This is a genomic window from Sphingomonas sp. BL-S-05 (genome assembly GCF_055521695.1).
The window spans coordinates 1885769-1911894 of the sequence record NZ_CM145499.1; the positions used below are offsets into that span (position 1 = coordinate 1885769).

Below are 26126 nucleotides of genomic sequence, written 5' to 3' on the forward strand. Positions count from 1 at the left end.
AACAATCCCTTCCCGCCCCCCAAGCAAGCGTCGGTTGCCTGGGGGGAGCCGCGGTCGCATCTACGGCAGCATGGCAACGCTACTCGATCCGACCGCGCGCGGGCGCGTCATCCTTGTCGGGGCAGGCCCGGGCGATCCCGGCCTGCTGACCGTGCGCGCGGTGGAAGCGCTCAAGTCCGCCGATGTCGTCGTGCATGACGGGCTGATCGACCCGCGCGTGCTCGACCTCGCGCCAGCGACCGCGCAGCGCATCTCGGTCGCCAAACAACGCGCGCGGCACACCCTGCCGCAGGAATCGATCAACGCGCTGATCGTCGCGCATGTGAAGACCGGCGCGATCGTCATCCGGCTGAAGGGCGGCGACCCGTTCATCTTCGGTCGCGGCGGCGAGGAGGTCGAGGCAGTGCGCGCCGCCGGCCTGCCGGTCGAGGTCATTCCCGGTGTTTCGGCCGCGCTTGGCTGTGCAGCGGGGGCGATGCTGCCGCTGACGCATCGCGACTGGTCGTCGGCGGTCAGCTTCGTCGCGGGCCAGTGCAAGGGCCTGTCCGAACAGGACTGGTCGGGTCTTGCCGGTCAGGGCCGCACGCTGGTGATCTATATGGGCGTCGCGACGGCGGAGGCGATCGCCGACAAGCTGATGGCCGATGGCGTCGCACCCGACATGCCGGTCGCGGTGCTGGAGCGCGGCACCTATGCCGACGCTCGCGCGCTGCGCACATTGCTCGCCGATCTTGGCCCGATGGTCGCGCGCGAGGATGTGAAGAGCCCGGCGGTGATCGTCGTCGGCGAAGTCGTGCAACTGGCCGATGCCGAGGACAAGCTCGGCAACTGGGCGAAGGCTGCGGAGGCATTGGCATGAAGCTGCTGACCGGAAACGATCTCGCCAGCGGCGACGTGACCTGGTGGACCGGCAGCGACTGGTCGCGCCACGTCGAGGACGCCGCCGACGTCGGCGAGGACGGCGACCGCATCGCCCAGGTCGAGGAAGCGGCGCGGCGCGTCAACGTGCCCTATGTGATCGACGCGGTGGCGACCCCCGAAGGTCCCCGCCCCGCCCATATCAAGGACCGCATCCGCGCACTCGGTCCCACGGTGCGCACCGACCTGACGCTCAAGCCCGCCGACCCGCAAGCCGGGGCGTGGGTAATATAAATCCTCCCCGGCACGGGGAGGGGGACCATGCGCAGCATGGTGGAGGGGGTTGGCCTACTCCACAACGGTTGCGTTGCGCGGCACTCCCCCTCCACCGGCCTGCGGCCGGTCCCCCTCCCCGCAAAGCGGGGAGGATTTAGGAAAAGACGATGTACCAATACGACACCTACGACCAGTCGATCGTCGACGCCCGCGTCGCGGAGTTCCGCGACCAGGTCGAACGCCGCCTGTCGGGCCATCTGACCGAGGACCAGTTCAAGCCGCTGCGGCTGATGAACGGCCTGTATCTCCAGCTCCACGCCTATATGCTGCGTGTCGCCATCCCCTATGGCACGCTGTCGTCGACGCAGATGCGGGTGCTGGGCGATATCGCCCGCACCTATGACCGGGGGTACGGTCATTTCACCACGCGCCAGAACCTCCAGTTCAACTGGATCAAGCTGGCCGACACGCCCGACATCCTCGAAAAGCTGGCGAAGGTCGAGATGCACGCCATCCAGACCAGCGGCAACTGCATCCGCAACATCAGTTCGGACCAGTTCGCCGGCGCCGCCGCCGACGAGCTGACTGATCCGCGCCCCTGGGCCGAATTGCTACGCCAGTGGAGCACCTTCCACCCCGAATTCAGCTACCTGCCGCGCAAGTTCAAGATCGCAGTGATCGCCGCTGACGAGGACCGCGCCGCGATGCGCCTTCACGATATCGGCCTGCGCATCACCCAGCAGGACGGCGTCGCCGGCGCGCAGGTCTATGTCGGGGGTGGCATGGGCCGCACGCCGATGATCGCGCCTCTGGTCAACGACTTCGTGCCGCTGTCGGACCTGATGAGCTATCTGGAGGCGTGCCTGCGCGTCTACAATCGCTATGGCCGCCGCGACAATATGTACAAGGCGCGGATCAAGATCCTGATCCACGAGATCGGCGTCGACAAATATCGCGCCGAAGTCGCCGAGGAATTCGCGCATATCAAGACGCTGAGCATCGACCCGCCCCAGGCCGAGTTCGACCGCATCGCCGCCTTCTTCGCCGATCCCGCCTTCGCCGACACCAGCGGCGATGCCCCGGTCGACCGCAGCGATGCAGGCTTCGCCGCATGGCTCGACCAGAACACCCACGCCCATAAGCGCGCCGGCTATACCATCGTCACGATCAGCCTGAAGCCGACCGGCGGCATCCCCGGCGACGCATCGGCCGATCAGATCGACGCGATGGCCGATCTGGCGGAGGCGTACAGCTTTGCCGAACTGCGCGTCACCCATGCACAGAACATCGTCCTGCCGCATGTCCGTTCGGCTGACCTTCGCGCGGTCTATGACCGGCTGGTGGCGATCGGGCTGGCCGAGGCCAATCTCGACCTGATCACCGACATCATCGCCTGCCCCGGCCTTGATTATTGCAGCCTCGCCAATGCGCGTTCGATCCCGCTCGCGCAGAAGATCGCCGATCGCTTCGCCGATCCGGTGCGGCAGCGCGATCTGGGCGAACTGAAGCTCAAGATCAGCGGCTGCATCAACGCCTGCGGCCACCATCATGCCGGGCATATCGGCATCCTCGGCGTCGACCGGAAGGGCACCGAGAATTACCAGCTCCTGCTCGGCGGATCGGGTGCGGAAGACGTCTCGCTCGGCAAGATCACCGGCCCCGGCTTTTCCGAGGACGGCGTGGTCGACGCGATCGAGCGCGTCACCGACCGCTATCTCGCCGAACGCACCGATGGCGAACGCTTCGTCGACACCTATCGCCGAATCGGCATGGAACCGTTCAAGGAGGCTATCTATGGTTGAGGCCCTGCGCCTGCGCGACGATGCCGCGCATGACGAACCCGCCGTCACCCTCGACGCCTTTCTCGGCCAGTCGAACGCGACCGCCGTGCGGATCGAGGCCGGCGACGATGCCCGCCTGCTGCTGCCGCATCTCGACCGGCTGGCATTGATCGAGGTCAGCTTCCCCAAGTTCCGCGACGGCCGCGGCTATTCGGCCGGGCGTATCCTGCGCGAGGCGGGCTATACCGGAGAACTGCGCGCCGAGGGCGACGTGCTGGTCGATCAGATTCCGCTGATGCGCCGCTGCGGCTTCGACAGTTTCGCGCCCGCCGCCCCGGTCGATCCCGCCGCGCTCGAACGCGCGCTGGAACGCTACGACCATGTCTATCAGGCGGCGGCCGACGGGCAGGTGCCGGTGTGGAAACTGCGTCATGGCTGATGCCGACCCCGATATTCGCGTGCGCGACCGGCTGGACCTAGCCCCGCGTTTCACCGCCGCCGATGCGCAGGCGCTGAACGACCGTTTTCGCGATGCCTCGACGCACGAGATGCTGACCGTCGCCTTGCGCGAGCGGCTGCTGGGCAAGGTCGCGGCAGTGTCGTCCTTCGGTGCGGAATCGGCGGTGCTGCTCCACCTGATCGCATCGGTCGACCGGTCCGTCCCGGTACTGTTCCTCGAAACCGGAAAGCATTTCCCCGAAACGCTCGCCTATCGCGACCTGCTGGTCGATCGCCTGGGCCTGACCGATTTCCGCAACCTCCGCCCCGATCCGGCGCTGCTGGCGGCGAAAGATGCGACGGAATTGCGCTGGTCCTACGACCCCGATGGCTGCTGCGAAATCCGCAAGGTCGAACCGCTCGCGCGGGGCCTTGCCGGGTTCGATGCCAGCTTCACCGGGCGCAAGGCGTTCCAGTCGGCGACCCGCACCGCCTTGCCCCGCTTCGAACTCGACACGTCGGACTCGGTCGGCCGGTTGAAGGTCAATCCGCTCATCACCTGGACCCCGGCGGACATCGACGCCTATTTCGCGCAGCACGACCTGCCGCGTCACCCGCTGGTCGAACAGGGTTTTCCTTCGATCGGCTGCCAACCCTGCACCAACCGGGTAAAGCCCGGCGAAGACCCGCGCTCGGGCCGCTGGGCCGGCTGGGAGAAGGTCGAATGCGGCATCCACAAGCCGCTGCTCGACGGCGATCCGAACCTGCCCAGCTTCTGAGCCGCGCTTGCCCCGCCCCGGTTTCGGGCGCAAAGGGCGGCGATGCAGCAATCGGCAGTCGCCTATTTCACCAACGGCCGGATCATCCTCGCCCCTATGTCGCGCACTACAGTGGGAGTCTACATTGCCTCCAACCCGAAATGGTTCGGCAAGTCAGCGAAGAAGGCGGTGATCGCACAAGCGATCGGCGAGGCATTGGCAGGATCGCGGATCGACGTTCCGCACCCGACGCCGGACCAGTGGAAGCGGCAGTTCATCCCGTTCCAGGATGCGGCAGCGGTCAAGAATTTCAAAACCTTCATGCGCGAAGCGCGCCACGTCGATATCGACCGGACCGGCGACACGGTCGTGCTTACGCCTTCAGACAATCTCGGCGCGAACAACGGCTTCGAACCGCGCCCAGACGATGCGAAAATCGTCACAGTCGGCGATGGCGAGGCGATGGCAGGCGCACTGCTGATCCTGCTCGGACTACGACCGGACCCGGCATTCACCTCCACCGAAGCCTGACCCAAACGTCACCCCAGCGAAGGCTGGAGTGACGATCTCAGCCTTCGGCCGGCCTATAGCGTGATGACAAGAGGTAGAACCGTTCGTGCTGAGTAGGGGCTGAGCTTGCCGAAGACCCGTATCGAAGCACCCGCCACAGCCGGTCCTTCGATACGCCTTTTCGACAAGCTCAATGGCTACTCAGGACGAACGGGTCAGGTTCATGCAATCCGACTCTACGCCCAGGGCTTAGTCCGCATCGCATGGTCGGCCGCGCGGGCGGTCAGCGCCATGAAAGTCAGCGACGGGTTCACGCACGATACCGACGCCATCTGCGCGCCATCGGTGACGTACAGGTTCGACGCGTCATGCGCCTGGCTCCACCCGTTCAGCACCGACTTGCGCGGATCGGCCCCCATGCGCGCGCCACCCATTTCATGGATCGCGTCGCCCGGGATATGCGCGCCTTCATAGCTGCGGACGTTGGTCAGGCCCGCCGCCTTCAGCATCTTCTCGCCCTCGATCCGGGCGTCGGCCATCATCTTCAGTTCGTTGTCGCGGAACTTCACGTCGAACTTCATCAGCGGCACGCCGAACCGGTCGACCTTGTTCGCATGCAGCGACACGCGGTTGTCGGCATAGGGCAGGCATTCGCCGAACGCGCCCATGCCGAACTTCCACGGGCCATATTGCCGCATGCCGTGCTTCATGTCCTTGCCGAAGCCGACCGGCGCCATCGGCTCGCGACGGGCGCTGCCCTGATAGCCATAGCCGCGGCGGAAGCCGACGCCTTCCTCACCCTTCAGGTTGCGGAAGCGCGGGACATAGACGCCGCCCGGCCGCCGGCCATATTCGATCAGGTCGGTCATGCCGGGGATCTCGCCCTCGGCCCCCACGCGGAAGATATGGTCCATGACATAGCGACCCAGCGTCCCGCTGGTGTCGAAATGGCTGCGACCGCCGCCGCCCATCCGCGAATTCATCAGGATTTGCGTCGATGCCATTGCCGAGGCGCACAGGAAGACGAGGTTCGCCTGCACCGTCTCCGCCTGCCCCGTCTTGGCATCGACGAACCGGACGCCGGTCACCTTCTTGCGCGCGGCATCATATTCGAGGTTGGTGACGACCGCGTCCGACCGCAGCGTCAGCCGCCCCGTCGCCCGCGCCGCCGGCAAGGTCACCGCCTGGGTCGAGAAATAGGCGCCGAACGAACAGCCATTGCCGCACTGGTTGCGGAACTGGCACTTGCTGCGGTTCTGGTCCGGCTTGTCCTCGGTCATGTTCGACAGGCGGGTGTGGATCAGCTTGCGGCCCGGAAACTGGGTCTCCAACCGTTCCTTCAACCACTTCTCCGCGACGTTCATCGGCATCGGCGGCTGGAATTCGCTGTCGGGCAGATAGGGCAGGTTCTCGCGCGAACCCGATACGCCGATATATTTCTCGACATAGCTGTACCACGGCGCGACGTCGTCATAGCCGATCGGCCACGCGCCATCGATGCCCTCGCGCTTGTTCGCCTCGAAATCGTCGGCGCTCCACCGGAACGACCAGCGTCCCCAGATCAGCGACTTGCCGCCGACCGCACCCGGACGGATCCAGTAGAACTTCTCCCCTTCGTCATAGGCATAGGGGTTCAGCCGGTCGTCATTGTAGAAGGACCGGTTGCTGGGCGAGACATAGCCGTACTTCGCGATGAAATAGTCGCTGTCCATCAGCGGCTTGGGCATCTGGTTGCGCGCCGGGACCTCATATGCGGGCTTGCCGTCATACGGATAGCCCTCGACATGCTCGACCATGCGGCCACGGTCGAGCATCAGGACGCGCAGGCCCTTTTCGGTCAATTCCTTGGCGGCGAACCCGCCGCTGACGCCCGATCCGATGACGATCGCGTCGAACCTGTTGGTGACTGCCATAATTCCCCTCCAAGGGTATCTGTTTTAGTAACGCAGCGCCTTGAGCGTCCGGAAACTGGTGGTAATATCGGGTAGATAGGGCGCAGGCGCCTGATCGTTCTCGACATAGAAATGGCGGACGCCGGCACTCCCGCGGCGGCGGAATAGCGCCGCGAAATCGGTCTTGCCGGCACCGACCGCCGTCATGCTGCCATCGGCCTGCGCGTCCTTGACGTGATAGGCGTAGAGGCGCGGCCCCAGCCGGTCGATCCAGCCGCCGACATCCTCGCCGGCATGGCCGACCCAGTAGAGGTCGAACTCGATCTTCACCAATGCCGGATCGGTCGCCTTCAGCAACCGCTCGTACAGGCTGACCCCGCCCGGCTTCACCGTGAATTCGAAATCATGGTTGTGATAGGCGAAGCCCAGCCCGGCCTTGCGCAGATCGGTTGCGAAGCGGTTGAAGTTCGGCAGCGCCGCGTTCCAGCCCGCCTCGTTGCGATGCTGGTCGACCATGTACGGCAGGACCACCGTATCGGCGCCCAGCGTCTTGGCCATCTCGACCTGCTTGTCGAACGCGCCCAGCAATGCTTCATACGGCACATGGATCGACGGCGCCTTCAGCCCCAGCCGATCCATCGTCCGGCGGAGAAGCTTATGGTCCATGGCGTCATAGCCGCCACCGCCATATTCGACTTCCTTGTACCCGATGCGGGCAATGTCGCCGAGCGTCTTGACCGGGTCCTTCTGGAACAGGTCGCGCACGGTGTAGAGCTGGATGCCGACGGCCTTGATCTGCGCGGCCTGCGCGAACCCGGTTACGCCGAGCGCGGCGATGCCGCCCGCACCGGCCAGGACGTGCCTGCGATTGACGATCATGCGCTATACACCTTGTTGACCTGCGAATAGGGAAAGGCGCCGTTATATTCGCCGGGCACCGGCAGATATTCACGCTCCTGCGTCATGCCGATCTCCGACGTGTAATAGCCGGCGATGACCAGCTGGCGAAACGCTTCGAAGAAGGTCTTGCCGCCCGGGATCTGGTCGTTCATCGCCAGCGTGAGCAGCGCGTCCTGCTGCGCGGGCGTCGCCTTGGCACCCGCAACCTTGTAATCGCTCATGCTGCGCTTCTCGATCGCGTCGAGCCCGGCGACGATCGGCACCCGCTCGGCGGGATAGGACCAATCGGCCAACAGCTTCTCGATATAGGCCGGAACGCCCGCGGCGATCGCGCCCGGCGTATCGGTGGTCGGGATCACCCGTTCGCTCAGCGCCGTCATCAGCGCGCGTTGCGACGCGGTGAACACCGCGGCGCTCGGCGGGCCATCGCTGATCGCCGGTACGCCGACCGGACCCTCTGCACCCACGGCGCGGGCGAGCGGGGCATAGAGCGCGGTGCCGAACATCGCCGCGACACCGGCAAGCGCCGTCCTGCGATCGATCATTTGCTGTTCTCCTTCAGGTCCTGCGCGATCGCGCTCTCGGGCAGCGGTCGTACCCAGATGTTGCGGAACGACACCGGCGAATCATGATCCTGCAACTGGATCGGCGCGGCGTCGCCATGTGCCTCGTACTTCGCGACCTGCCGCCAGATGGTCGTGCCCAGCATCGCCTGGTGGTTCTGCACCACCACCCCGTTCAGGAGCGCGGTGACATAGGCGGGGCGCACCAGCGAACCGTCGGCGGCGAAGCGCGGCCGTTCGAATATGATGTCGTAGCTCTGCCATTCGCCGGGCTTGCGCGACGCGTTCACCAGCGGCGGCTTCCAGCCATAGACCGCACCGACCGTGCCATCGGCATAGGTCGGGTTCTGATAGCCGTCGAGGATCTGCACCTCATAGCGCTGCATGAACCAGATGCCGCTATTCCCACGATCCTGCGACGTCTTTGTCGGCGGATTGGGGCTGCGGAATTCGAGGTGCAGTTGCACGTCGCCGAAGCTCTGTTTCGACACCAGATCGCCGCCGCCCTTGCCGTCCGGCCCGCGCGACGGGACGGTCAGCACGCCGTCCTTGACCGGCCATGGCGTGCCCTTCGGCGTCCACGCATCGCTCGATCGGCCATCGAACAGAACGATCGCATCGGACGGCGCACCGCCCGGCTGGGCGGCGGGCGTCACCACCGTCGGTGTCGGCCGGTCGGCGTCATGTACCCGCCACTGACCACCGGGCAGCACCGGCGTATCCTTGAAACCCGGCCTGTCCTGCGCACCGGCGGATCCCGCCAACGCTGTCAGAACGGAACCGAGCGCCGCTATGTCACGCAGCCTCATCATCCCCTCCTTCTTATGCCTGGTCGATCCGGCGATAAGCGGCGACCAGCGCCTCCTCTCCCGGCCGACCCTTTATCGAATTGCCATGTTCCATGCCGATCACCCCGGCATAGCGCTTGCCTTTCAGCCATTTGACGATGGTGGCATAGTTGATCTCGCCGGTTCCCGGCTCGTTGCGGCCCGGATTGTCGCCGAACTGGATATAGCCGATCTCGTCCCAGCAGGTGTCGAGCGTCGGGATCAGATTTCCCGACTGGATCTGCTCATGATACAGGTCGGCAAGGATCTTGACCCCCGGACTGTTCGCACCCCGCGCGACCGCATAGCCCTGGGCGATCGACTGCATATAGACGCCAGGATGATTGGTCCGCGTATTCAGCGGCTCCATGACCATCGCGATGTTGTGGGGCGCGACGATATCGCCCGCCCGGCGCATCACGTCGATCACCCGCGCGGTCTGGATATCCTGCGGCACCTTCGGATCCATGAAGCCGGTCACGACCGTCATCCGCGTCGCCGACAGCCGTTTGGCAACGTCGATCGAGGCGCGGATGTCGTTCAGGAAGCCTTCGCGCTCCGCCCCATCATTCGCGCCCAACAGCGGCCGCGACTGCGACCATTTCGGCATGCTGGCGACGAACACGCCCATCGTCATGCCGCGCTGTTGCAGCGCCTTCGCCATCGCCGTCTGTTCGGCAATGCTGCGCCCGGCCGCTTCGTTATCCTCCCACGCCGTAAAGCCTTGATCGGCGGCATAGGCGATCTGTTCGATCCGGTCGCCGCGGCTGGCGAAGCTGCCCTCGTGCGGCGCGAACTTCAGCGAGAAGCGCGCGGCGTTGCTGCCGCCGCTATCGCGCCGTTGCGACGCCCCGACACCGGCGGCCAGGGTCGCGGCGGCGGCTCCCGCCATGACCGTTCGCCGCGACACGGGGCTCACTTGGCCGACGTCAGGTAAGCGATGATCGCCGCGCGCTTGGCCGGATCGGGCGTCGCGATCGGCATGCGCGTGCCCGGCACCTTCTTGGCCGGTCCTGCCAGATATTCGTCGAGCGTCTTGGCGTCCCAGCGCAGCTTCGACGACTTCATCGCCGGCGAATAGTTGAAGCCCGGCACTGATGCCGCCGGCCGTCCGACCACCCCGAACAAATTCGGGCCGATACCGTTGCGGCCACCCTTGTTGACCGTGTGGCACGCCTTGCACGCATTGAACGCGGGCGGTGCCGCGGTCTGGGCGGTGGTCGGCGTCGCGGTCGCCAGCAGCGCGGTCGCACCCGCCGCTCCGACAATCGCCATACCCGTCAGCAGTTTCATCTTTACTCTCCCGCTTCCACTGGGGTCCATTTCCGGTCGGAGGCCGCATTCGCGATCACCGCCTCGATAAAGTTCATCGTGCGCAGCCCGTCGGTCAGCCCGGGGACGAAGCGTTCGTCCTGCCCGCGAATCGCTGCTGCAAACCCTTGATACAGATTGGCGAATGCCTCGATATAGCCCTCGGGATGCCCCGACGGCGTGCGCAGTAGCGCCTGCGTCGACGCGGCGAGCCCCGGTCCGCCTGCGCGCACCACTTCCGCCGGCCGATCGAGCCAGCGCAGCGTCAGCGTGTTCGGCTCCATCTGCGCCCATTCGAGGGTGCCGTGTTCGCCCGACACGCGCAGCTTCAGGCCGTTCTCCTCGCCCGCCGCGACCTGCGTTGCCTTGAGCGTACCCCGCGCACCGCCATCGAAGCGCAGCAGCGCGCTGACATCGTCGTCGAGCCGCCGCCCGGCGACATGCGCGGTCAGGTCCGCCGACACCTCGCTCACCGCCACACCCGAGACATGTTCGGCCAGGTGGAAGGCATGGGTCCCGATATCGCCCAGACAGCCGCCAAGGCCAGCCTTGGCCGGATCGGTGCGCCATTCCGCCTGTTTGTTGCCGTCGCCATCGATCGGCAGGCTTAGCCAGCCTTGTAGATACTCGACCTGAACGAGCCGGACCTTGCCCAGATCGCCGCGCGCGACGCGGGCGCGCGCCTCTTCGACAAGGGGATAGCCGCTATAGGTGAAGGCCAGCGCGAACTTCGCGCCGCTCTTCCGCGCCGCTGCCGCGATGGCGCGGGCTTCATCGCTGCTCATCGCCATCGGCTTTTCGCAGAAGACGTGGATGCCCGCCTCCAGCGCCGCGATCGCCATCGGTGCGTGAAGGTGGTTGGGAGTGACGATCGCCAGCGCGTCGATCCGCTCGCCCTCCGGCAATGCGGTTTCGGCGGCGATCAGCGCGTTCAGGTCGCCATAGACACGCTGCGGATCGAGCCCGAGCGCGGCACCGCTACGCTCGTTGCGCGCGGCATCGCTGCTGAACGCGCCGGCCACCAACTGCCAGTCGCCGTCCAGCGCCGCTGCCTTGCGGTGGATCGCGCCGATGAACGCGCCCTCGCCACCGCCGGCCATGCCCAGCTTCAACGCCTTGCCGCTCATTCCGCCGACAATCCCATCAGCTTGCGGATCGCGGCTCGATCGACACCGCTCTTGGCGAAGTCGTCAAAAGCGTGATCGGTCAGGCGGATTATATGCGCGTCGATGAACGGAGCGCCTTCGCGCGCGCCATCCGCCGAGTTCTTGAGCGCGCATTCCCATTCGAGCACCGCCCAACCGTCATAGCCATATTGCGCCATGCGGCTGAACACGCCCGAGAAATCGACCTGCCCATCGCCAAGCGAGCGGAACCGCCCCGGACGATCGACCCAATCCTGATAGCCGCCATAGACGCCCGAGCGCCCGGTCGGATTATATTCGGCATCCTTGACGTGGAAGCACGAAATCCGGTCGTGATAGCGGTCGATGAAGTCGAGATAATCGAGCTGTTGCAGCACGTAATGCGACGGATCGAACAGCAGCCGCGCGGCATTGTGCCCCTTCACCCCGTCGAGGAAACGCTCCCACGTCGCGCCGTCGTGCAGGTCCTCGCCGGCATGAACCTCGAACGCGCAGTGGACGCCATTTTCCTCGAACACGTCGAGGATCGGGGTCCAGCGCCGCGCCAGTTCGGCAAACGCTTCCTCGACCAGTCCGGCCGGACGCTGCGGCCACGGATAGACATAGGGCCATGCCAGCGCGCCGGAGAAGGTCGCATGCGCCTTCAACCCCAGATTGGCGCTGGCCTTCGCCGCCATCTTGACCTGCTCGACCGCCCAGACCTGCCGTTCGGCGGGTTTGCCATGGACTTCGGGGGGCGCGAAACCATCGAACAGCGTGTCATAGGCCGGATGGACCGCAACCAGCTGCCCCTGCAGATGCGTCGACAGCTCGGTCGGCTCGATGCCGTGCTTGGCCAGCTTGCCGCGCAGGTCGTCGCAATAATCCTTGCTCTCCGACGCGGTCTTCAGGTCGATCAGCCGCGTGTCGCACGGAATCTGCACCCCGACATAGCCAAGACCCGCTGCCCATTCGGCCATGTTCTCCAACGTGTCGAACGGCGCCTGGTCGCCCATGAACTGCGCCAGGAAAATGCCCGGCCCCTTCATTCCCGTCATGCCAGCGTCTCCTTGCGACGATCGTCGCGGAAGGTGAATTGGAACAGCAGCGCGATCGCCGCGGCGGCGACCGCCGGATAGACCCACATGCCCTGCCAGTCGGCGATGGTCGGCGCGGCCGGCAACTGCGCATAGATCAGCGCGCCGATCTGCGACCCCAGCAACATGCCGACGCCATAGGTGAACAGCGTCAACATGCCCTGCGCCTGCGCATTGACGCCCTTCGGCGTGGCGATGGTGCCGACATAGATCGCGCCTGCCACGAAGAAGAAGTCGTAGCACACGCCGTGCAGCGCGACGCCGAGATAGATCGCCCACAGCCCCGATCCGCCGTCACCGATTGCGAACAACGCATAGCGCAGCGCCCATGCCGCCATGCCGACCAGCAACAGCGGCTTCACCCCGAAGCGGCGGTAGAGCCACGGCATCGAGAACATGAAGACCAGTTCGGACATCTGCCCGATCGCCAGCGTCCCGCTGACATTCTCGATCCCCGCCGCGCCGACATAGGGTGAGGCATAGGCGTAATACATGGCCAGCGGCACCGAGATCAGCGTCGCGCAGACGATGAAGATCAGGAACGATTTCTGCCGCATCAGGCCGAACGCCTCGACGCAGAACACCTGCGCAAGCACGCTGCCGCCCTGCGGCTTGTCGGCTTCGACCGCCGGCAGGGTAAAGCTGTAGAGCCCCAGCGCGACCGAAACGACCGCCGCGACCCAGAAAATCTTCGGGCTGGCCGACAGCCCCGCCCAGCCGATGATGAGACCCGCCGCGATCCAGCCGATCGTGCCGAAGGCGCGGACGAACGGGAAATTGTCGGTCCGATCGCCGAAGCTCTTGAGCGCGATCGTGTTCGCAAGGCCGACGGTCGGCATGTACAGGATCATATAGCCCAGCAGCAGCCACACGAACGTACCGCCATTTTCGGGCGTCAGCAACGTCGGCAACAGGTACAGCAGCACGCCACCGACCAGATGCAGGATCACCATCAGCATCCGCGGCGCGACATAGCGCACCGCGACCATGCCGAGCAGCAGCGAACCGACGATCGACGCGATCGGCCCCATCGAGAACGCATTGCCGATCAGGTTCCCGATCCCGACCGTCTGCATCACCAGGCCGAGCGTGACCTGCCACGCGCCCCAGATGAAGAACTGCATAAACATCAACGCGCTCAGCCGCGCGGTCAGGCTTCCGCCGACCGAACGTTCGGTCACGGGCCCGACACCCTCCGCTATGGCCATCAGCCACCCCTCCGCAGTTTTGTCTGCTAATTTGTAGGCAACGCTAGGTAGGTCGACGCGCGGTGTAAAGACGCGATATCATCGACTTCCGCAAACCGGCCATTTACAGGCTGTTACATCCGGTGCGTGGGCGCCGGACGGTATTTGGCAGGCCTATCCATATGACGCGCAGTTTTCCGCCGATCCGCGAATGGCATGCTGTCGATCGGCAGCGTTTCGAGGCGGACATCGTCCCGCTGCGACAGCCGGCGGTGCTGCGCGGCATCGCCGCGTCGTGGCCGGCGGTGCAGGCGGCACGGCGGTCGGACGCGGCGCTCAGCGACTATATCGAGGCGACCGACCTCGGCAAACCGGTGCCCGCCTTTCTGGGGCCGCCGCAGATCAACGGGCGATTCTGGTACAGCAACGACCTGCGCGGATTGAACTACCAGCAACGCATCGCTCCCATCGCCGAACTGCTCCACGTGCTCATGCGCGTCCGCGACGAGGAACAGCCGCCCGCATTCTATGCCGGTGCGGTGCCGATCGCTGAAAATTGTCCCGATTTCGCACGCGACAATGTGCTGGGCATCACCGGTCCGGGCGCGGTCGCGCGGCTGTGGATCGGCAACCGGGTGACGGTGTCGACCCATTTCGATATGTCGGAGAATATCGCGGTGGTCGTCGGCGGGCGGCGGCGCTTCACGCTGTTTCCACCCGAACAGGTCCGCAACCTCTATGTCGGGCCGTTCGACTTCACCTTTGCCGGGCCGCCGGTCAGCATGGTCGACCTGCGCAATCCCGATCTCGACCGCTATCCCCGTTATGCCGAGGCACTGGAAACCGCGCTTGAGGCCGAACTGGAACCCGGCGACGCGATCTATATTCCCTATATGTGGTGGCATCAGGTCGAGGGGCTGTCACCGGTCAACGTGCTCGCCAACTATTGGTGGGACCTGTCGCCGCGCCATTGGCAGGGTTCCCCCTTCCGTACGCTGATGCACGCGGTGATGAGCATCCGCGACCTGCCGGAGCGGGAGCGCGACGTGTGGCGAACATGGTTCGACCATTATGTCTTCGGTACCGGTCATGACGCCGTCACCCACCTGCCCCCCACCGGTCGCGGTGCGCTGGGCGAGATGACCCCCGACATGGCGCAGCGGGTGAAACATTATCTGATCGACGATTTGCGGCGTTAGGACGGACTGCGACAAAAGCGATCGATGAACGCCATATGGTCGGGCATCGCCCGCACCCCGGCGTCCATCGCCCCGGCGATATGGGTCATGCGCCGGTCGAGCTCCTCTTCCGTTAGAATGTCGGCGATCGGATGATGGCGTTTCGGGTGGATATTCTGCCCGTGCAGCACCGCCAGCCAACTGGTCTCGCTGAACAATTCATTGTCGTGGCGATAGAGCCGGGCATTCTCCCGGAAGATCGCGATGCGTTCCTCCAGCGACGCCGGGATCGCCATGTCGCGACAGCGGCGCCAGAACGGGCTGTCGTCGCGCGCCGTCGCCTTGTAATGCAGGATCAGGAAGTCGCGGACCTGCTCATATTCCAGCCGCGTCCGCCGATTGTAATAATCGATATCGGGCTGGTTGAACGAACGGTCGGGAAAGTTGGTCAGCAGGCGCGCGATCCCGGTCTGGATCAAATGGATCGAGGTCGATTCGAGCGGTTCAAGAAACCCCGCCGCCAGCCCCAGCGCGACGACATTCCGGTCCCACGCCTTTCGCCGCACCCCCGCCGTAAAGCGCAGGAAGTTCGGCCCGGCCAGCGGCGCGCCGTCCAGCCCGTCATCCAGCATGGCGAGCGCGGTGTCGTCGTCGACATAGTCGGAACAATAGACATGGCCATTACCGGTGCGCGACTGGAGCGGGATGCGCCAGCGCCAGCCGACGCTGGTCGCGGTCGCTCGCGTATAGGGGGTCGGATCGCCGACCCGCGCGCATGGTCGCGCCACCGCCCGGTCGCACGGCAGCCATTCGCGCCAGTCGTCGTAACCGGCGTTCAACGCCCCCTCGATCAACAGCCCGCGAAAGCCCGAGCAGTCGATGAACAGGTCACCCGCGACGTTGCTGCCATCATCCAGCACGACATGATCGACATGGCCGTTCGCGCCGTTCAACGCGACGTCGACGATCCGCCCCTCGGTCCGCACCACGCCCGCGGCTTCGGCACGCTCGCGCAGATATTTGGCGTAGAGCGCGGCGTCGAACTGGAACGCATAGCTGATGCCTGCCAGCGGCGATCCGCGCCGCGACGGATCGGGCCGCATGAACTTCCCCGCCCGCGCCGCGCCCACGCCGATGCTGTAGCGATCCAGCGGCAGCGCGCGCCCGGCCTGGGCATGGCGGTACCAGAAATGGTGGAAATGAATGCCCTCCATTTCCTGCCCATAGGTGCCGAAGGGATGGATATAGCGCTCGCCGATCCGGCCCCAGTCGACGAACTCGATGCCCAGCTTGAACGTCGCGCAGGTACGGCGAACGAAATCGTCCTCGTCGATCCCCAGCAGCCGGTTAAAATACTGAATGTGCGGGATCGTCGCCTCGCCGACACCGACCGTGCCGATCGCTTCGGATTCGACCACGCGGATCGTCATGCCGCTGCCCGCCAGCATGTGCGACAGCGCCGCCGCCGCCATCCATCCCGCCGTGCCGCCGCCGACGATGACGATGCTGCGGATGTTCGCCTCGCTCATGCCGCCATCGCCTGTGCCGGGCAGTAGCGCGCCAGGAAGTCGCCATGGTCCGGCATCCGCGCCACCGCCGCCGCCATCGCCTCGCGCATTGACGTGAGGCTGCGGGCGACATCCGCTTCGGGCAGCGTCGCAACGATCGGATCGGACGCCTTCGGCACGATCCCCTGTCCCAGCATCACCGCGACCCAGCTCGGCCGGGTGAACAGTTCGTCATTATAACGGAACACCCGCCCCGTCTCGCGGAACAGATCGATCTTGTGGAGCAGCGTATCGGGCAGGATCATGGTCCGGCAATGGTTCCAGAATGGCGTGTCATCGCGCGCGGTCGCCGCATAATGCAGGATGATGAAGTCGCGCACCTGTTCGAATTCGGTGCGCATGTGACGATTATATTCGGTGCGCAGAATGTCCGGGATGTCGCCGCGCGGGAATAGCGAGATGAACCGGCTGATCCCCTCCTGAATCAGATAGATCGACGTCGATTCGAGCGGTTCTAGGAACCCGGCCGCCAGCCCGATCGCGATGCAGTTGCCCGACCAGAAACGCTCGCGACACCCCGCCCTGAACCGGATGCGGCGCGGATCGGCAAGCGGCGGCGCATCGAGATTGGCGAGCAACGTCGCGCTGGCCGCTTCCTCGGTCGTGAACGCGCTCGAAAAGATATGGCCGTTGCCGACCCGGCGCTGCGTCGGAATGCGCCATTGCCAGCCGGCATCGCGCGCGGTCGCGCGGGTATAGGGTGTCGGCGGTCCGGCATGTTCGCTCGGCACCGCCAGCGCGGTGTCGCACGGCAGCCAATGGTTCCAGTCGACGAACCCGCTGCCCAGCGTCTCGCCTGCCAGCAGCGACCGGAAGCCGGTGCAGTCGAAGAAGAAATCCCCTTCGACCACCCGCCCGTCGCCCAGTGTCAGCCCGGTGATCGTACCATCGCCACCCTGCCCGACCGCACCGACGATCCCCTCGACGCGGACCACGCCGCGCTTCTCGGCATAGCGACGCAGAAAGCGCGCATAGAGCGTCGCGTCGAAATGATAGGCATAGCGGATGTGCGACAGGACCGATCGCGGATTGGGGTCGGGCAGCGCGAACTTGCCCGCCCGCGCTGCGACCGCGCATAGGCTGTAATCCTCGATCGGCTGCGGCGCGCCGTGTTCGCGGGCGCGCAGCCAATATTGGTGGAAATCGATCCCCTGCATGTCGACGCCATGCTGGCCGAACGGATGGACGTAGCGGTCGCCCTTCGCCCCCCAATCGACGAACTCGATGCCCAGCTTGAACGTCGCCTGCGTCGCGGCCATGAACTCGGCCTCGTTCACGCCGAGCATCCGGTTGAAGTTGAGTATGTCGGGGATCGTCGCCTCGCCCACGCCGACCGTGCCGATCGCATCCGATTCGACCAGGGTGATCGCGACGTCCTTGGGATCCAGCAGGCTCGACAGCGCGGCGGCGGTCATCCACCCCGCCGATCCGCCGCCGACGATCACGATCCGGCGCAACAGCGGCGCGCTCATACCATTCCCCGCTTCAGATATTGTTCGAGTTGCGCACGATAGATTCGCGCCGGCGGCAGCTTGGTGACCGCCGCTTCGATATCGCCTGCCATCTTCACCAGGAACTGCCGCACCCGGGCCGGATCGGCACGGTCGGCCAGCCGGTCGTGGCGCGTCGGTCGCAGCCCCATCCCCATGTGCAGGATCGTCCAGTCCTCCGGATGGAAGGGTTCGAGGTCATAGGCGACCAGCACCCCGCGTTCGGCGAACATGCCAAGCTTGCGCGCCAGCTTTTCGGGCACCGCCTTTGCCGTTGCCGCCTGCCAATAGGGACCGTCAGGCAGGCCGTCGGCGGTGAAGAAGGCGCGCTGGAACAGGTCGGCATGGTCGTGATCGTCGGCAAAGCGCCGGTCATATTCGCGCGCCTCTACGCCCATCTCCTGCCGCGAAGGGATCAGCGACAGCAGCCGTTCGATATCGCGTTCCAGCAGCATCAGCGGTGCCGGCGTCAACGGCTCGACCATCGCCACCGCCTGTCCGATCCCAACACAATTGCCGACCCAGCCGCGCGACCGGCGACCAATCGGGGCTTCCACCGACCCTGCCGTCGAAACCCGCATATGCCGCACGCGTCCTTTCAGCGGCGTCTCGCTCTGCCACCCATCGGGCGACACGCGCACGGTGCGTAGAGGTGCTTCGTCGGTGCTGGCCCGATCCTCGACGGTGATGCCGATCCGGCGATCGCCCAGCCAGTCGGATGCCATCGCCGACAGCAGCAATGCCGCCGGGCCGCTGCAATCGACATAGAGGTCCGCGCGCACCTGAGTGCCATCGTCCAGCCGCACGCCCGCGATCGCGCCCTCCGCGACGTCGACACCGACAACCGACCCCGCAACCCGCTCGACCCGCCCCGCCGGAACCGCCGCCACGAACAGCGCCGCATAGTCTGCGGGATCGAACTGATAGCCATATTCGGCACGCGCCAGCGGATGCTGACCGTCGCCCTCGCGCGGCGGATGGACGAACACGCCGCGCCGCGCCGCCTGCACGCCCGCGACATAGGGCGTAATCCCGTCCGCCGCGACCAGCGCCAGATACTGATGCAACTGTACGCCGTCGATCACCGGAAACGGCAGCGCAAACCCTTGCATCCACCCGCGCCCGCCCCAATCGGCATAGCGCGTCCCCCATGAAAAGCTGGTATCGCTGTCGAGGATCAGCCGGCGTTCGTCGACCCCGGCCGACAGGTTGAAGGCATAAGCCGACGGCGCGGTGACGCTGCCATAGAACAGGTCGCTGCCGCGCTGGTCACCGGCGTCCACCCGCAGGATCGCGACATGCGGCGGCAAGTGCGCCGCCAGCGCCGCGACGGTCATTTCGGCGGCAAGCCCGCTGCCGCACACCAATATGCGCCCGACCGGTGCGGACGTTTCGAACCCGTGCATCACCGTCCTTCAGGCCGCCAGACCGGCCGCGGCCGGCGATCGGCGGATATAGTCGGCATGGTCGGGGGTCGCCTGCACCGCCTGCGCCACCGCCCCGCGCAGCGCCGCCGCGCGCGCCGCGATCGTCGCATCGTCCTGCGCGAGCACGCGCGGATCATATCCCTTCGGCATAAGCCTCTGCCCCAGCATCACCGCCACCCAGCTGGGCGGCAGGAACAATCCGAACTGATAGGGTACGACATAGCCGCGCGTCAGCCATGCATCGATCTTCGCCTGCAAACTGTCGGGCAGGGTCAGCGCGCGGAAATGACGCCACATCTCGCTATCCTCCCGCTCGGTCGCGACATAGTGCAGCAGCAGGAAGTCGCGCACCCGTTCGAAGTGCAGCGCCATCCGCCGGTTATATTCGTCGATGTCGCCCGCATCGAAGCGACGCGTCGGGAACAGCGCCAGCAACTCGGTGATGCCGTCCTGGATCAGGTGGATCGACGTCGATTCGAGTGGTTCGAGAAACCCGCTGGCCAGCCCGATCGCGACGACGTTGCGTTTCCAGAAGTCGCGGCGCCGTCCGGTCGTGAAGCGCAGCCGCCGCGGCTCGGCCTGCATCGGCGCGTCGAGATTGGCGACCAGTTGCGCCTGCGCGTCGTCGTCGGAAATGAAGCTGCTGCAATAGACATGACCGTTGCCGACCCGGTGCTGTAACGGGATCCGCCATTGCCACCCCGCCGTCCGCGCCGTCGCGCGCGTATAGGGGCCGAGCGGTCCGCGACTGTCGGTCGGCACCGCGACCGCCCGGTTGCACGGCAGCCAGCTGCTCCAGTCGTCATAGCCCGACTGCAACGCCCCTTCGATCAACAGCCCGCGAAAGCCCGAACAGTCGACGAACAGGTCGGCCTGTACCACCCGTCCGTCGGCCAGCGTCACGTCACGGACATGGCCACGCTCCGCGTCGAGCGCGACGTCGACCACCTTGCCCTCGACCCGCTCGACGCCGCGCGCTTCGGCATAACGCCGCAGGAAGCGGGCATAGAGCGAGGCGTCGAACTGATAGGCATAGCCGAAACTCGATTCGACCTGCCGCACATCGCTGCCGGGATGGCGGAAGCGGTTGTTCTCGGCGGCGATGACCGGAAAGGAATATTCGTCGAGCCGGGTCGTATCCCCCTGTTCGCGCAGCCGCAGCCATTGATGATAAAAGGGGATGCCGTCGTCGGTCGGCCCGTAATTGCCGAACGGGTGAATATAGCGGTCGCCGATTCGACCCCAGTCGCAAAACTCGATGCCCAGTTTGTACGTGGCTTCGGTCGCGCGCATTAGATCCGATTCGGCGATACCCAGCGTCGTATTGAACGCCCGGATATGCGGCAGCGTCGCTTCACCGACCCCGACCGTCCCGATTTCGTCCGATTCGATCAGCTGCACCCGGACGCCCAGACCGTGCAGCCTGTTCGCAAGCGCAGCAGCAGTCATCCAGCCGGCGGTACCCCCGCCGACGATGCAGACCCGTTCGATCTCGGCAGCCGCCGTCATACGGCCCTCGGCCGGTTACCGGCATGTTTAGTCATAGAAACGCCCCTCTCCGACAACATCGTTCGCACTGCCCAAGCATTGGCGCAACCATATCGTTAATACGTTGCAATGCAGCAATAATTACGTACGTAATGTTACTTGGATTACAATCAGAACGCCCCACCCGGACAATTGTCAACGATGTCGGGTAAATATGTTACCGCTATCTTGTCGGGGTAAATCAGATCAGATATGCACCCGAATGTTGCCGCACCATTGCTAGCCGTATCGTATCGAAAAACGAGAAACGAGCAGCAAGGATCGCGCACAGGTAACGCCGGGCGACGCGAACAGACGTCGCTACAGGGAGGGGATAGATTGATGAAGATGCAGGTACTCGCGTATCCGTCGCGTTCGGCCAAGAAGTTGCTGTTGGCCACATCCGCGCTGACCTTGGCACTGACGCCGGCAGCCGCCTTTGCACAGACCGCCATCACGCCGCCGGACGAAAAGGTGCCGACGCCGCTGGCCGATGCGCAGGACGCGACGCCCGAAGGTGAAATCGTCGTTACCGGCATCCGCGCCGCGCTTGAATCGGCCAAGGAGATCAAGCGCCGCTCGTCGACCTTCGTCGATTCGATCACTGCGTCGGACATTGCGACGCTACCCGATCTGTCGGTCGCCGAAGCGATCGGCCGTATTCCGGGCGTGACCATCTCGCGCTTCCCGACCAACGGCGGCAGCCCCGACTTCCCCTCGCCCGAAGGTCGCGGCAACCTCGTGCGCGGTCTCGGTTTCGTCCGCTCCGAATTCAACGGCCGTGACGCCTTTTCGGCCAATGGCGGTCGTGCGCTCGACTTCTCCAGCATTCCGCCCGAACTGGTCGGCGGCGTCGACGTCTACAAGAACCAGAGCGCCGACCTGATCGAGGGCGGCATCGGCGGCACGATCAACCTGCGCACGCTCGAACCGTTCGACAGCAAGAAGGATCTGTTCGTCATCTCGGTTGACGGCACCTATTCCGACTTGCGCGAGAAGTGGTCGCCGCAGGCGAGCATCACCGCCGGCAAGCGCTGGAACACCGGCATTGGCGAGATCGGCATCCTCGGTTCCTATTCCCGCTCGCGCCTCGATTCGCGGATCAACGGCTGGCAGCAAAGCCCGCCGATCCCTCGCGTGCTCGATGCTAACGGCAACGTGCCAGAAACCGGCAACTTCAACGACGATAACCGGTTGAACGAGTTCAACGGTGCCGATCCGTCGCGCATCGTCGGCATCACGCCCGGCTTCCAGTTCCGCAACACCGAATTCGATCGCGACCGCATCAGCTATTATGGCGCGTTGCAGTGGCGCAACGACGGTCTGCAGGCCACGTTCAAGTACATTCGCGTCGAAAGCAAGATCAACAGCATCGAAGACACGCTGGAATGGTTCCCCGACCATAATGGCGGCGTGCAGATCGGCGTGCAGAACATGCAGCTCGATAAGAACTGGGGTTCGAACGGACTGCCGTTGTGCAGCGGTCCGGGCGGGCGTCCGGTCGCTCCCGGCGATTGCGAAAACCTGTATCCGGTCCGCGGCGGCCTGATGGAATCGGGCCTGGTTACCAGCAACAACGATTCATGGACCGGTGCACGCGGTCGTGACATCGGCATGTTGGGCGTGGGCAAGCAGGAAGAAGCCACCACCGAAGACTTCAGCCTGAACATCAAATGGAACGCCACGGAGCGCCTCTTCGTCACGCTCGATGGACAATATACCAAGGCGGACGCCCGGCAGCGTCAGATCTGGGGTGGCATGAACAGCTACTTCAACTATTCGGTGACGCCGGACCTCGACCATCCGCGCGTCGAATTCTTCATCGACCCCGCGCACCGCTTCAACCCCAGCAATACCCGCTTCACCGGTGATCGTGATCCGATCACCAATTCTAACGGGTTCATCAACGCGCCCGGCGTCTACATCCCGTCGCCGACGAACTCGGCCGACTTCAACGGCGCGAATTTCCAGTATGCCGCCGATCAGTTCCAGAACGGCGAAGGCGACCTCTATTCGCTGCGTGGCGACGTTAGCTACGACGTGTCGGGCGGCGACGGGCTTGCCGGCTGGTTCGACAGCGTCAAGTTCGGTGCGCGTTTCGCCGAACGCAGCCAGGTCAATTCGGAAATGGCGCTCAACTGGGGCGCGATCGCTCCGGCATGGGCGGGCGGCTATGGTATCGCCGGCACGTTCCAGAACCCGAACAAGGGCTTCGAAGCGGTCGAGTTCAAGAACTTCTTCCGTGGCGATGGCGTCATTCCGGGCAGCAACACCGCATTCGTCTTCGTGAATAGCGATATCCTCAACGACTATTCCGCCTATCGCAAATATCTCGCCAGCGAACCCCAGTTGGCGACGCTGGGCAGTTGGGTCCCGCGCGGGATCGATGACGGCACGCGTTTCGGTCAGGGCGTCTATCGTCCCGAGGATACGTCCGACATCACCGAGCGGACAAAGAACGCCTATGTCCGCATCGATTTCAAACATGACTTCGACGGCGGCATGTCGATCGACGGCAATGTCGGTGTGCGCTACGTCCGCACCGAACTGCAATCGTCGGGCTTCCAGGCATTCCGCCCGTTCAACCCCGACCTGCCGTCCTGTAATCCGGCCGGCGGCGCGGGACAGACGGGCTGCCAATATACGTTCGATCCGACGACCGGCCGCCGGCTGCGTACCGACGATGCCGAAAGCCGCGACGATATCCGCGACTTCGCTCCGCAGGCGGTCGCATATTCGGAACAGGCCGCGATCCCGACCACGCTCAACCTGGTCGACGAGAAGTGGCTGCCGTCCTTCAACATGAAGTTCAATCTCAACCGCGAGATGCTGTTCCGCTTCGGCTACAGCAAGGGGCTGAGCCGGCCGAACGTACAGGATCTGCGCGCTTCGCAGGAATATGTCGTCACGACCACCAGCACCCGGTATCAGCAGATTACCGACCAGAACGACCCGTTGTTCGGCGTGGACCGTGGCGCTGTGGACATTTCCGCCAGCGAAATCCGCGTCAGCCGTGGCAACCCGTTCCTGAAGCCGACCACCGCCGACAATTTCGACCTGTCGTATGAGTGGTACTTCAAGGGCGGCTATCTGTCGGTCGCCGGCTTCTACAAGAAGCTGTCGAACATCATCACCAACGGCGACCTCTCGCTGGGGACGACGACGCTCGACGGCAAGACGCTGAACATCATCTATAACGGCCCGGTCAACCAGGCGAAGGCGACGGTGAAGGGCGTCGAAGTCGGCTATCAGCAATTCTTCGACTTCCTGCCGGGACCGCTCAAGCATCTGGGCGTGCAGGCCAACTACACCTTCATCGATGCCAACACGACGCCGCCGGGCAACGGCGCCGATGCCAATGGCGACGGCGTGCCCGACGACGTGACGCAGGTGTTCCGCTGGGGCGTCAGCGATCTGCTCGGCCAGTCCAAGCATATCGCCAACGCGGTCGCGATCTATCAGGACAAGGTGGTCGAAGCGCGTCTCGCCTATAACTGGCGTTCGTCCTACCTGCTGACCTATCGCGACTATGTGACCGGCAACCCGATCTTCGCCGAAGACGCGGGCTTCCTCGACGCGTCGCTGAAGTTCAACATCGGCAACCTGCAGCTGCGCGGGTCGATCGCCAACATCCTCGATACGAAGAGCAAGGCGTACGGCATCATCGACGGTGATGGTCAGCGCTACGACCGGTTCAGCTTCCTGAACGATCGCCGCATCGTGATCGGCGCCCTGTTCCGCATCTGACGCGGACCACTGCAAACAAATCGGGGGGAGGTGCCACCGGCGCCTCCCCCTTTTTTTGCCCGGCCAGGACCGATCGGCTATTCGTCCAGTCCGCTGAACCCGCCGCCGGCATAGTCGCTGAACTTGGTGATCTGCGGCTCGAACTTCAGCGTCACCTTGCCGGTCGCGCCATGCCGCTGCTTGGCGATGATGAGCTCGGCGAGGCCATAGACACGTTCCATATCCATCGCCCATTTGGCATGGTCCTCGAACACCTTCGCATCGTCGCCGTCGCGCGGGCGTTTCGGCTCCTTCGCCGCGACATAATAGTCTTCGCGATACACGAACCAGACCATGTCGGCGTCCTGTTCGATCGACCCCGATTCACGAAGGTCGGACAGCTGCGGCCGTTTGTCCTCGCGCTGCTCGACGGCACGCGACAACTGCGACAGCGCCATCACCGGCACGCCGATATCCTTGGCCAGCGTCTTCAACCCGCGCGAAATCTCGGAGATTTCCTGCACGCGGTTGTCGCTGCCCTTGCCCGATCCCTGCAGGAGCTGAAGATAGTCGACCACGACCAGCCCGAGTTCACCGTCCAGTTTGCGCTGCAACCGGCGGACGCGGGTGTGCAGGCCCGAAATCGACAGGCCGGCGGTATCGTCGATATAGAGCGGCAACTGCTCCAGATCGGCGGCGGCGTTGGCGAGGCGGGTAAAATCCTCCTTGCGGATCTTGCCCATGCGCAACGCTTCGGAACTGATTTCCGCCTGCTCGGCCATGATGCGCGTCGCGAGCTGATCGGCGGACATTTCGAGCGAGAAGAACGCGACCTTCGCGCCGACCGACTTGCCCTTTTCCATGCCCGCGCGCTGATCGTCCATATAACGTTGCGCGGCGTTGAAGGCGATGTTGGTCGCCAGCGACGTCTTGCCCATGCCGGGTCGCCCGGCAAGGATGATGAGATCGCTATGATGCATGCCGCCGATGCGGCCGTTGACCGACGCGAGGCCGGTCGTGACGCCCGACAGGCCGCCACCGGAGTTCATCGCGCGTTCGGCCATGCGCACCGCCATCGTCGTCGCCTGCGCGAACGACTTGACCGCGTTGGTCGTGTTCCCCTCCGCCGCGACCTTGAACAGTGCTTCCTCGGCCGCCTCGATCTGCTTCTTGGGGTCGACCTCGGTCGAGGTGTCGGTGGCGTTTTCGACCAGCGTGCGGCCCACGGTGATCAGCGCGCGCAGCTGGGCGAGGTCGTAGATCTGCTGCGCGAACTGCCGCGCACCGATCAGGCTGGCGTTGCTGCCGGTGATCTCGACCAGATATTGGGTGCCGCCACGCGCCGCCAACAATTCGTCATTGTCGAACATCGGCCGCAGCGTCACCGGACTGGCGATCATGCCGGTGCGGCGGACGTCGCGAATCCGTTCGAAGATGCGCGCATGGGCGGGATCGTAGAAATGCTCGATATCCAGCCGTTCGACCATGTCGTCGGCTAGGCCGTTGTCGATCAGCATCGCGCCCAGCAGCGCCGCCTCCGCATCGACATTGTGGGGCACGCGCGGTGGTTGCGGGGGAGTGCCCCCGCCAATGCTGTGAACAGTAGCCATCGCCCCTTGTCCCAGACCTCGGCCTTACGCTCAACCGCTTGACAGCGCATTTTGCGGTGGACGCCACGACATGAAGCG

The 26126-nt window shown here is 64.9% G+C and carries 22 protein-coding genes; 8 read left to right on the forward strand and 14 right to left on the reverse strand.

What is annotated here, in order from left to right:
• Positions 1–70 precede the first annotated feature (70 nt).
• The 6 genes from cobA (at position 71) to ACZ1JS_RS08845 (ending at position 4642) form a co-directional block, all read left to right on the forward strand.
• A complete protein-coding gene (cobA, locus tag ACZ1JS_RS08820) occupies positions 71–859 on the forward strand; it encodes a uroporphyrinogen-III C-methyltransferase (protein ID WP_465168585.1) in 789 nt (262 codons plus the stop codon).
• Positions 856–1152, forward strand: coding sequence for a DUF2849 domain-containing protein (locus ACZ1JS_RS08825; protein WP_465168586.1), 297 nt, complete (start codon positions 856–858; stop codon positions 1150–1152). Before cobA ends, ACZ1JS_RS08825 begins: the two co-directional genes overlap by 4 nt.
• A 149-nt stretch (positions 1153–1301) precedes the next feature.
• The gene (locus ACZ1JS_RS08830) at positions 1302–2936 is read left to right on the forward strand and encodes a nitrite/sulfite reductase (protein ID WP_465168587.1); all 1635 of its coding nucleotides are present in this window, start codon (positions 1302–1304) and stop codon (positions 2934–2936) included.
• Complete coding sequence (locus ACZ1JS_RS08835; protein WP_242116578.1) at positions 2929–3354, forward strand: DUF934 domain-containing protein; 426 nt, start codon at positions 2929–2931, stop codon at positions 3352–3354. The genes ACZ1JS_RS08830 and ACZ1JS_RS08835 overlap by 8 nt, the downstream gene beginning before the upstream one ends.
• Positions 3347–4132 carry a phosphoadenylyl-sulfate reductase gene (locus ACZ1JS_RS08840; protein WP_465168588.1) on the forward strand — a complete coding sequence of 262 codons (786 nt, stop codon included), beginning with the start codon at positions 3347–3349 and terminating at the stop codon, positions 4130–4132. Before ACZ1JS_RS08835 ends, ACZ1JS_RS08840 begins: the two co-directional genes overlap by 8 nt.
• 42 nt (positions 4133–4174) lie before the next feature.
• Entirely contained in the window at positions 4175–4642 is a 468-nt protein-coding gene (locus ACZ1JS_RS08845) for a hypothetical protein (RefSeq protein WP_465168589.1), read from the forward strand.
• Positions 4643–4857: 215 nt separating this feature from the next.
• On the opposite strand, the gene ACZ1JS_RS08850 is transcribed toward ACZ1JS_RS08845, so the two are convergent.
• Genes ACZ1JS_RS08850 through ACZ1JS_RS08890 form a run of 9 tightly spaced genes read right to left on the reverse strand, consistent with a single transcriptional unit; the run spans position 4858 to position 13516 of the window.
• Complete coding sequence (locus tag ACZ1JS_RS08850; protein ID WP_440488249.1) at positions 4858–6534, reverse strand: GMC family oxidoreductase; 1677 nt, start codon at positions 6532–6534, stop codon at positions 4858–4860.
• A gap of 24 nt (positions 6535–6558) precedes the next feature.
• A complete protein-coding gene (locus ACZ1JS_RS08855; RefSeq protein ID WP_465165754.1) occupies positions 6559–7392 on the reverse strand; it encodes a sugar phosphate isomerase/epimerase family protein in 834 nt (277 codons plus the stop codon).
• Positions 7389–7958, reverse strand: a complete 570-nt coding sequence (locus tag ACZ1JS_RS08860; protein ID WP_465165755.1) for a gluconate 2-dehydrogenase subunit 3 family protein — start codon at positions 7956–7958, stop codon at positions 7389–7391. Before ACZ1JS_RS08860 ends, ACZ1JS_RS08855 begins: the two co-directional genes overlap by 4 nt.
• Positions 7955–8785, reverse strand: a complete 831-nt coding sequence (locus ACZ1JS_RS08865; protein ID WP_465165756.1) for a 3-keto-disaccharide hydrolase — start codon at positions 8783–8785, stop codon at positions 7955–7957. Before ACZ1JS_RS08865 ends, ACZ1JS_RS08860 begins: the two co-directional genes overlap by 4 nt.
• 13 nt (positions 8786–8798) lie before the next feature.
• On the reverse strand, positions 8799–9713 hold the full coding sequence (locus tag ACZ1JS_RS08870; protein WP_465165757.1) for a hydroxypyruvate isomerase family protein: 915 nt from the start codon (positions 9711–9713) through the stop codon (positions 8799–8801).
• Positions 9714–9718: 5 nt separating this feature from the next.
• Positions 9719–10096 (reverse strand): c-type cytochrome, encoded by a 378-nt coding sequence (locus tag ACZ1JS_RS08875; RefSeq protein WP_465165758.1) that lies wholly within the window; start codon positions 10094–10096, stop codon positions 9719–9721.
• 2 nt (positions 10097–10098) lie between these two features.
• Positions 10099–11241, reverse strand: a complete 1143-nt coding sequence (locus tag ACZ1JS_RS08880) for a Gfo/Idh/MocA family protein (RefSeq protein ID WP_465165759.1) — start codon at positions 11239–11241, stop codon at positions 10099–10101.
• Positions 11238–12296, reverse strand: coding sequence for a sugar phosphate isomerase/epimerase family protein (locus tag ACZ1JS_RS08885; protein ID WP_465165760.1), 1059 nt, complete (start codon positions 12294–12296; stop codon positions 11238–11240). The genes ACZ1JS_RS08880 and ACZ1JS_RS08885 overlap by 4 nt, the downstream gene beginning before the upstream one ends.
• Complete coding sequence (locus tag ACZ1JS_RS08890) at positions 12293–13516, reverse strand: MFS transporter (protein ID WP_465165761.1); 1224 nt, start codon at positions 13514–13516, stop codon at positions 12293–12295. Before ACZ1JS_RS08890 ends, ACZ1JS_RS08885 begins: the two co-directional genes overlap by 4 nt.
• Before the next feature lie 188 nt (positions 13517–13704).
• On the opposite strand from ACZ1JS_RS08890, the gene ACZ1JS_RS08895 reads away from it, so the two are divergent.
• Positions 13705–14721: a cupin-like domain-containing protein gene (locus tag ACZ1JS_RS08895; RefSeq protein ID WP_465165762.1), complete on the forward strand. Its 1017-nt coding sequence runs from the start codon at positions 13705–13707 to the stop codon at positions 14719–14721.
• Here the strand turns inward: ACZ1JS_RS08895 and ACZ1JS_RS08900 are convergent.
• Genes ACZ1JS_RS08900 through ACZ1JS_RS08915 form a run of 4 tightly spaced genes read right to left on the reverse strand, consistent with a single transcriptional unit; the run spans position 14718 to position 20694 of the window.
• Positions 14718–16229: a tryptophan halogenase family protein gene (locus tag ACZ1JS_RS08900; RefSeq protein WP_465165763.1), complete on the reverse strand. Its 1512-nt coding sequence runs from the start codon at positions 16227–16229 to the stop codon at positions 14718–14720. The genes ACZ1JS_RS08895 and ACZ1JS_RS08900 overlap by 4 nt on opposite strands.
• Positions 16226–17740 (reverse strand): tryptophan halogenase family protein, encoded by a 1515-nt coding sequence (locus ACZ1JS_RS08905; RefSeq protein ID WP_465165764.1) that lies wholly within the window; start codon positions 17738–17740, stop codon positions 16226–16228. Before ACZ1JS_RS08905 ends, ACZ1JS_RS08900 begins: the two co-directional genes overlap by 4 nt.
• Positions 17737–19164, reverse strand: a complete 1428-nt coding sequence (locus tag ACZ1JS_RS08910; RefSeq protein WP_465165765.1) for a tryptophan 7-halogenase — start codon at positions 19162–19164, stop codon at positions 17737–17739. The genes ACZ1JS_RS08905 and ACZ1JS_RS08910 overlap by 4 nt, the downstream gene beginning before the upstream one ends.
• A 9-nt stretch (positions 19165–19173) precedes the next feature.
• On the reverse strand, positions 19174–20694 hold the full coding sequence (locus tag ACZ1JS_RS08915; protein ID WP_465165766.1) for a tryptophan halogenase family protein: 1521 nt from the start codon (positions 20692–20694) through the stop codon (positions 19174–19176).
• A 360-nt stretch (positions 20695–21054) separates the two neighbouring features.
• Here ACZ1JS_RS08915 and ACZ1JS_RS08920 point away from each other — a divergent pair, with 360 nt between their 5' ends.
• A complete protein-coding gene (locus ACZ1JS_RS08920; protein ID WP_465165767.1) occupies positions 21055–24459 on the forward strand; it encodes a TonB-dependent receptor in 3405 nt (1134 codons plus the stop codon).
• 77 nt (positions 24460–24536) lie between these two features.
• On the opposite strand, the gene ACZ1JS_RS08925 is transcribed toward ACZ1JS_RS08920, so the two are convergent.
• A complete protein-coding gene (locus tag ACZ1JS_RS08925) occupies positions 24537–26048 on the reverse strand; it encodes a replicative DNA helicase (protein ID WP_242116596.1) in 1512 nt (503 codons plus the stop codon).
• Positions 26049–26126 lie beyond the last annotated feature (78 nt).

Excerpts from the sequence above, each read along its gene's own strand:
- ACZ1JS_RS08900 (WP_465165763.1), bottom strand. The coding sequence starts at position 16,229 with ATGAGCGAGGCGAACATCCGCAGCATCGTCATCGTCGGCGGCGGCACG.
- ACZ1JS_RS08915 (WP_465165766.1), bottom strand. The coding sequence starts at position 20,694 with ATGACGGCGGCTGCCGAGATCGAACGGGTCTGCATCGTCGGCGGGGGT.
- ACZ1JS_RS08860 (WP_465165755.1), bottom strand. The coding sequence starts at position 7,958 with ATGATCGATCGCAGGACGGCGCTTGCCGGTGTCGCGGCGATGTTCGGC.
- cobA (WP_465168585.1), top strand. The coding sequence starts at position 71 with ATGGCAACGCTACTCGATCCGACCGCGCGCGGGCGCGTCATCCTTGTC.
- ACZ1JS_RS08895 (WP_465165762.1), top strand. The coding sequence starts at position 13,705 with ATGACGCGCAGTTTTCCGCCGATCCGCGAATGGCATGCTGTCGATCGG.
- ACZ1JS_RS08875 (WP_465165758.1), bottom strand. The coding sequence starts at position 10,096 with ATGAAACTGCTGACGGGTATGGCGATTGTCGGAGCGGCGGGTGCGACC.
- ACZ1JS_RS08840 (WP_465168588.1), top strand. The coding sequence starts at position 3,347 with ATGGCTGATGCCGACCCCGATATTCGCGTGCGCGACCGGCTGGACCTA.
- ACZ1JS_RS08880 (WP_465165759.1), bottom strand. The coding sequence starts at position 11,241 with ATGAGCGGCAAGGCGTTGAAGCTGGGCATGGCCGGCGGTGGCGAGGGC.
- ACZ1JS_RS08850 (WP_440488249.1), bottom strand. The coding sequence starts at position 6,534 with ATGGCAGTCACCAACAGGTTCGACGCGATCGTCATCGGATCGGGCGTC.
- ACZ1JS_RS08910 (WP_465165765.1), bottom strand. The coding sequence starts at position 19,164 with ATGCACGGGTTCGAAACGTCCGCACCGGTCGGGCGCATATTGGTGTGC.
- ACZ1JS_RS08845 (WP_465168589.1), top strand. The coding sequence starts at position 4,175 with ATGCAGCAATCGGCAGTCGCCTATTTCACCAACGGCCGGATCATCCTC.
- ACZ1JS_RS08920 (WP_465165767.1), top strand. The coding sequence starts at position 21,055 with ATGAAGATGCAGGTACTCGCGTATCCGTCGCGTTCGGCCAAGAAGTTG.
- ACZ1JS_RS08865 (WP_465165756.1), bottom strand. The coding sequence starts at position 8,785 with ATGAGGCTGCGTGACATAGCGGCGCTCGGTTCCGTTCTGACAGCGTTG.
- ACZ1JS_RS08830 (WP_465168587.1), top strand. The coding sequence starts at position 1,302 with ATGTACCAATACGACACCTACGACCAGTCGATCGTCGACGCCCGCGTC.
- ACZ1JS_RS08855 (WP_465165754.1), bottom strand. The coding sequence starts at position 7,392 with ATGATCGTCAATCGCAGGCACGTCCTGGCCGGTGCGGGCGGCATCGCC.
- ACZ1JS_RS08835 (WP_242116578.1), top strand. The coding sequence starts at position 2,929 with ATGGTTGAGGCCCTGCGCCTGCGCGACGATGCCGCGCATGACGAACCC.
- ACZ1JS_RS08925 (WP_242116596.1), bottom strand. The coding sequence starts at position 26,048 with ATGGCTACTGTTCACAGCATTGGCGGGGGCACTCCCCCGCAACCACCG.
- ACZ1JS_RS08825 (WP_465168586.1), top strand. The coding sequence starts at position 856 with ATGAAGCTGCTGACCGGAAACGATCTCGCCAGCGGCGACGTGACCTGG.
- ACZ1JS_RS08885 (WP_465165760.1), bottom strand. The coding sequence starts at position 12,296 with ATGACGGGAATGAAGGGGCCGGGCATTTTCCTGGCGCAGTTCATGGGC.
- ACZ1JS_RS08905 (WP_465165764.1), bottom strand. The coding sequence starts at position 17,740 with ATGAGCGCGCCGCTGTTGCGCCGGATCGTGATCGTCGGCGGCGGATCG.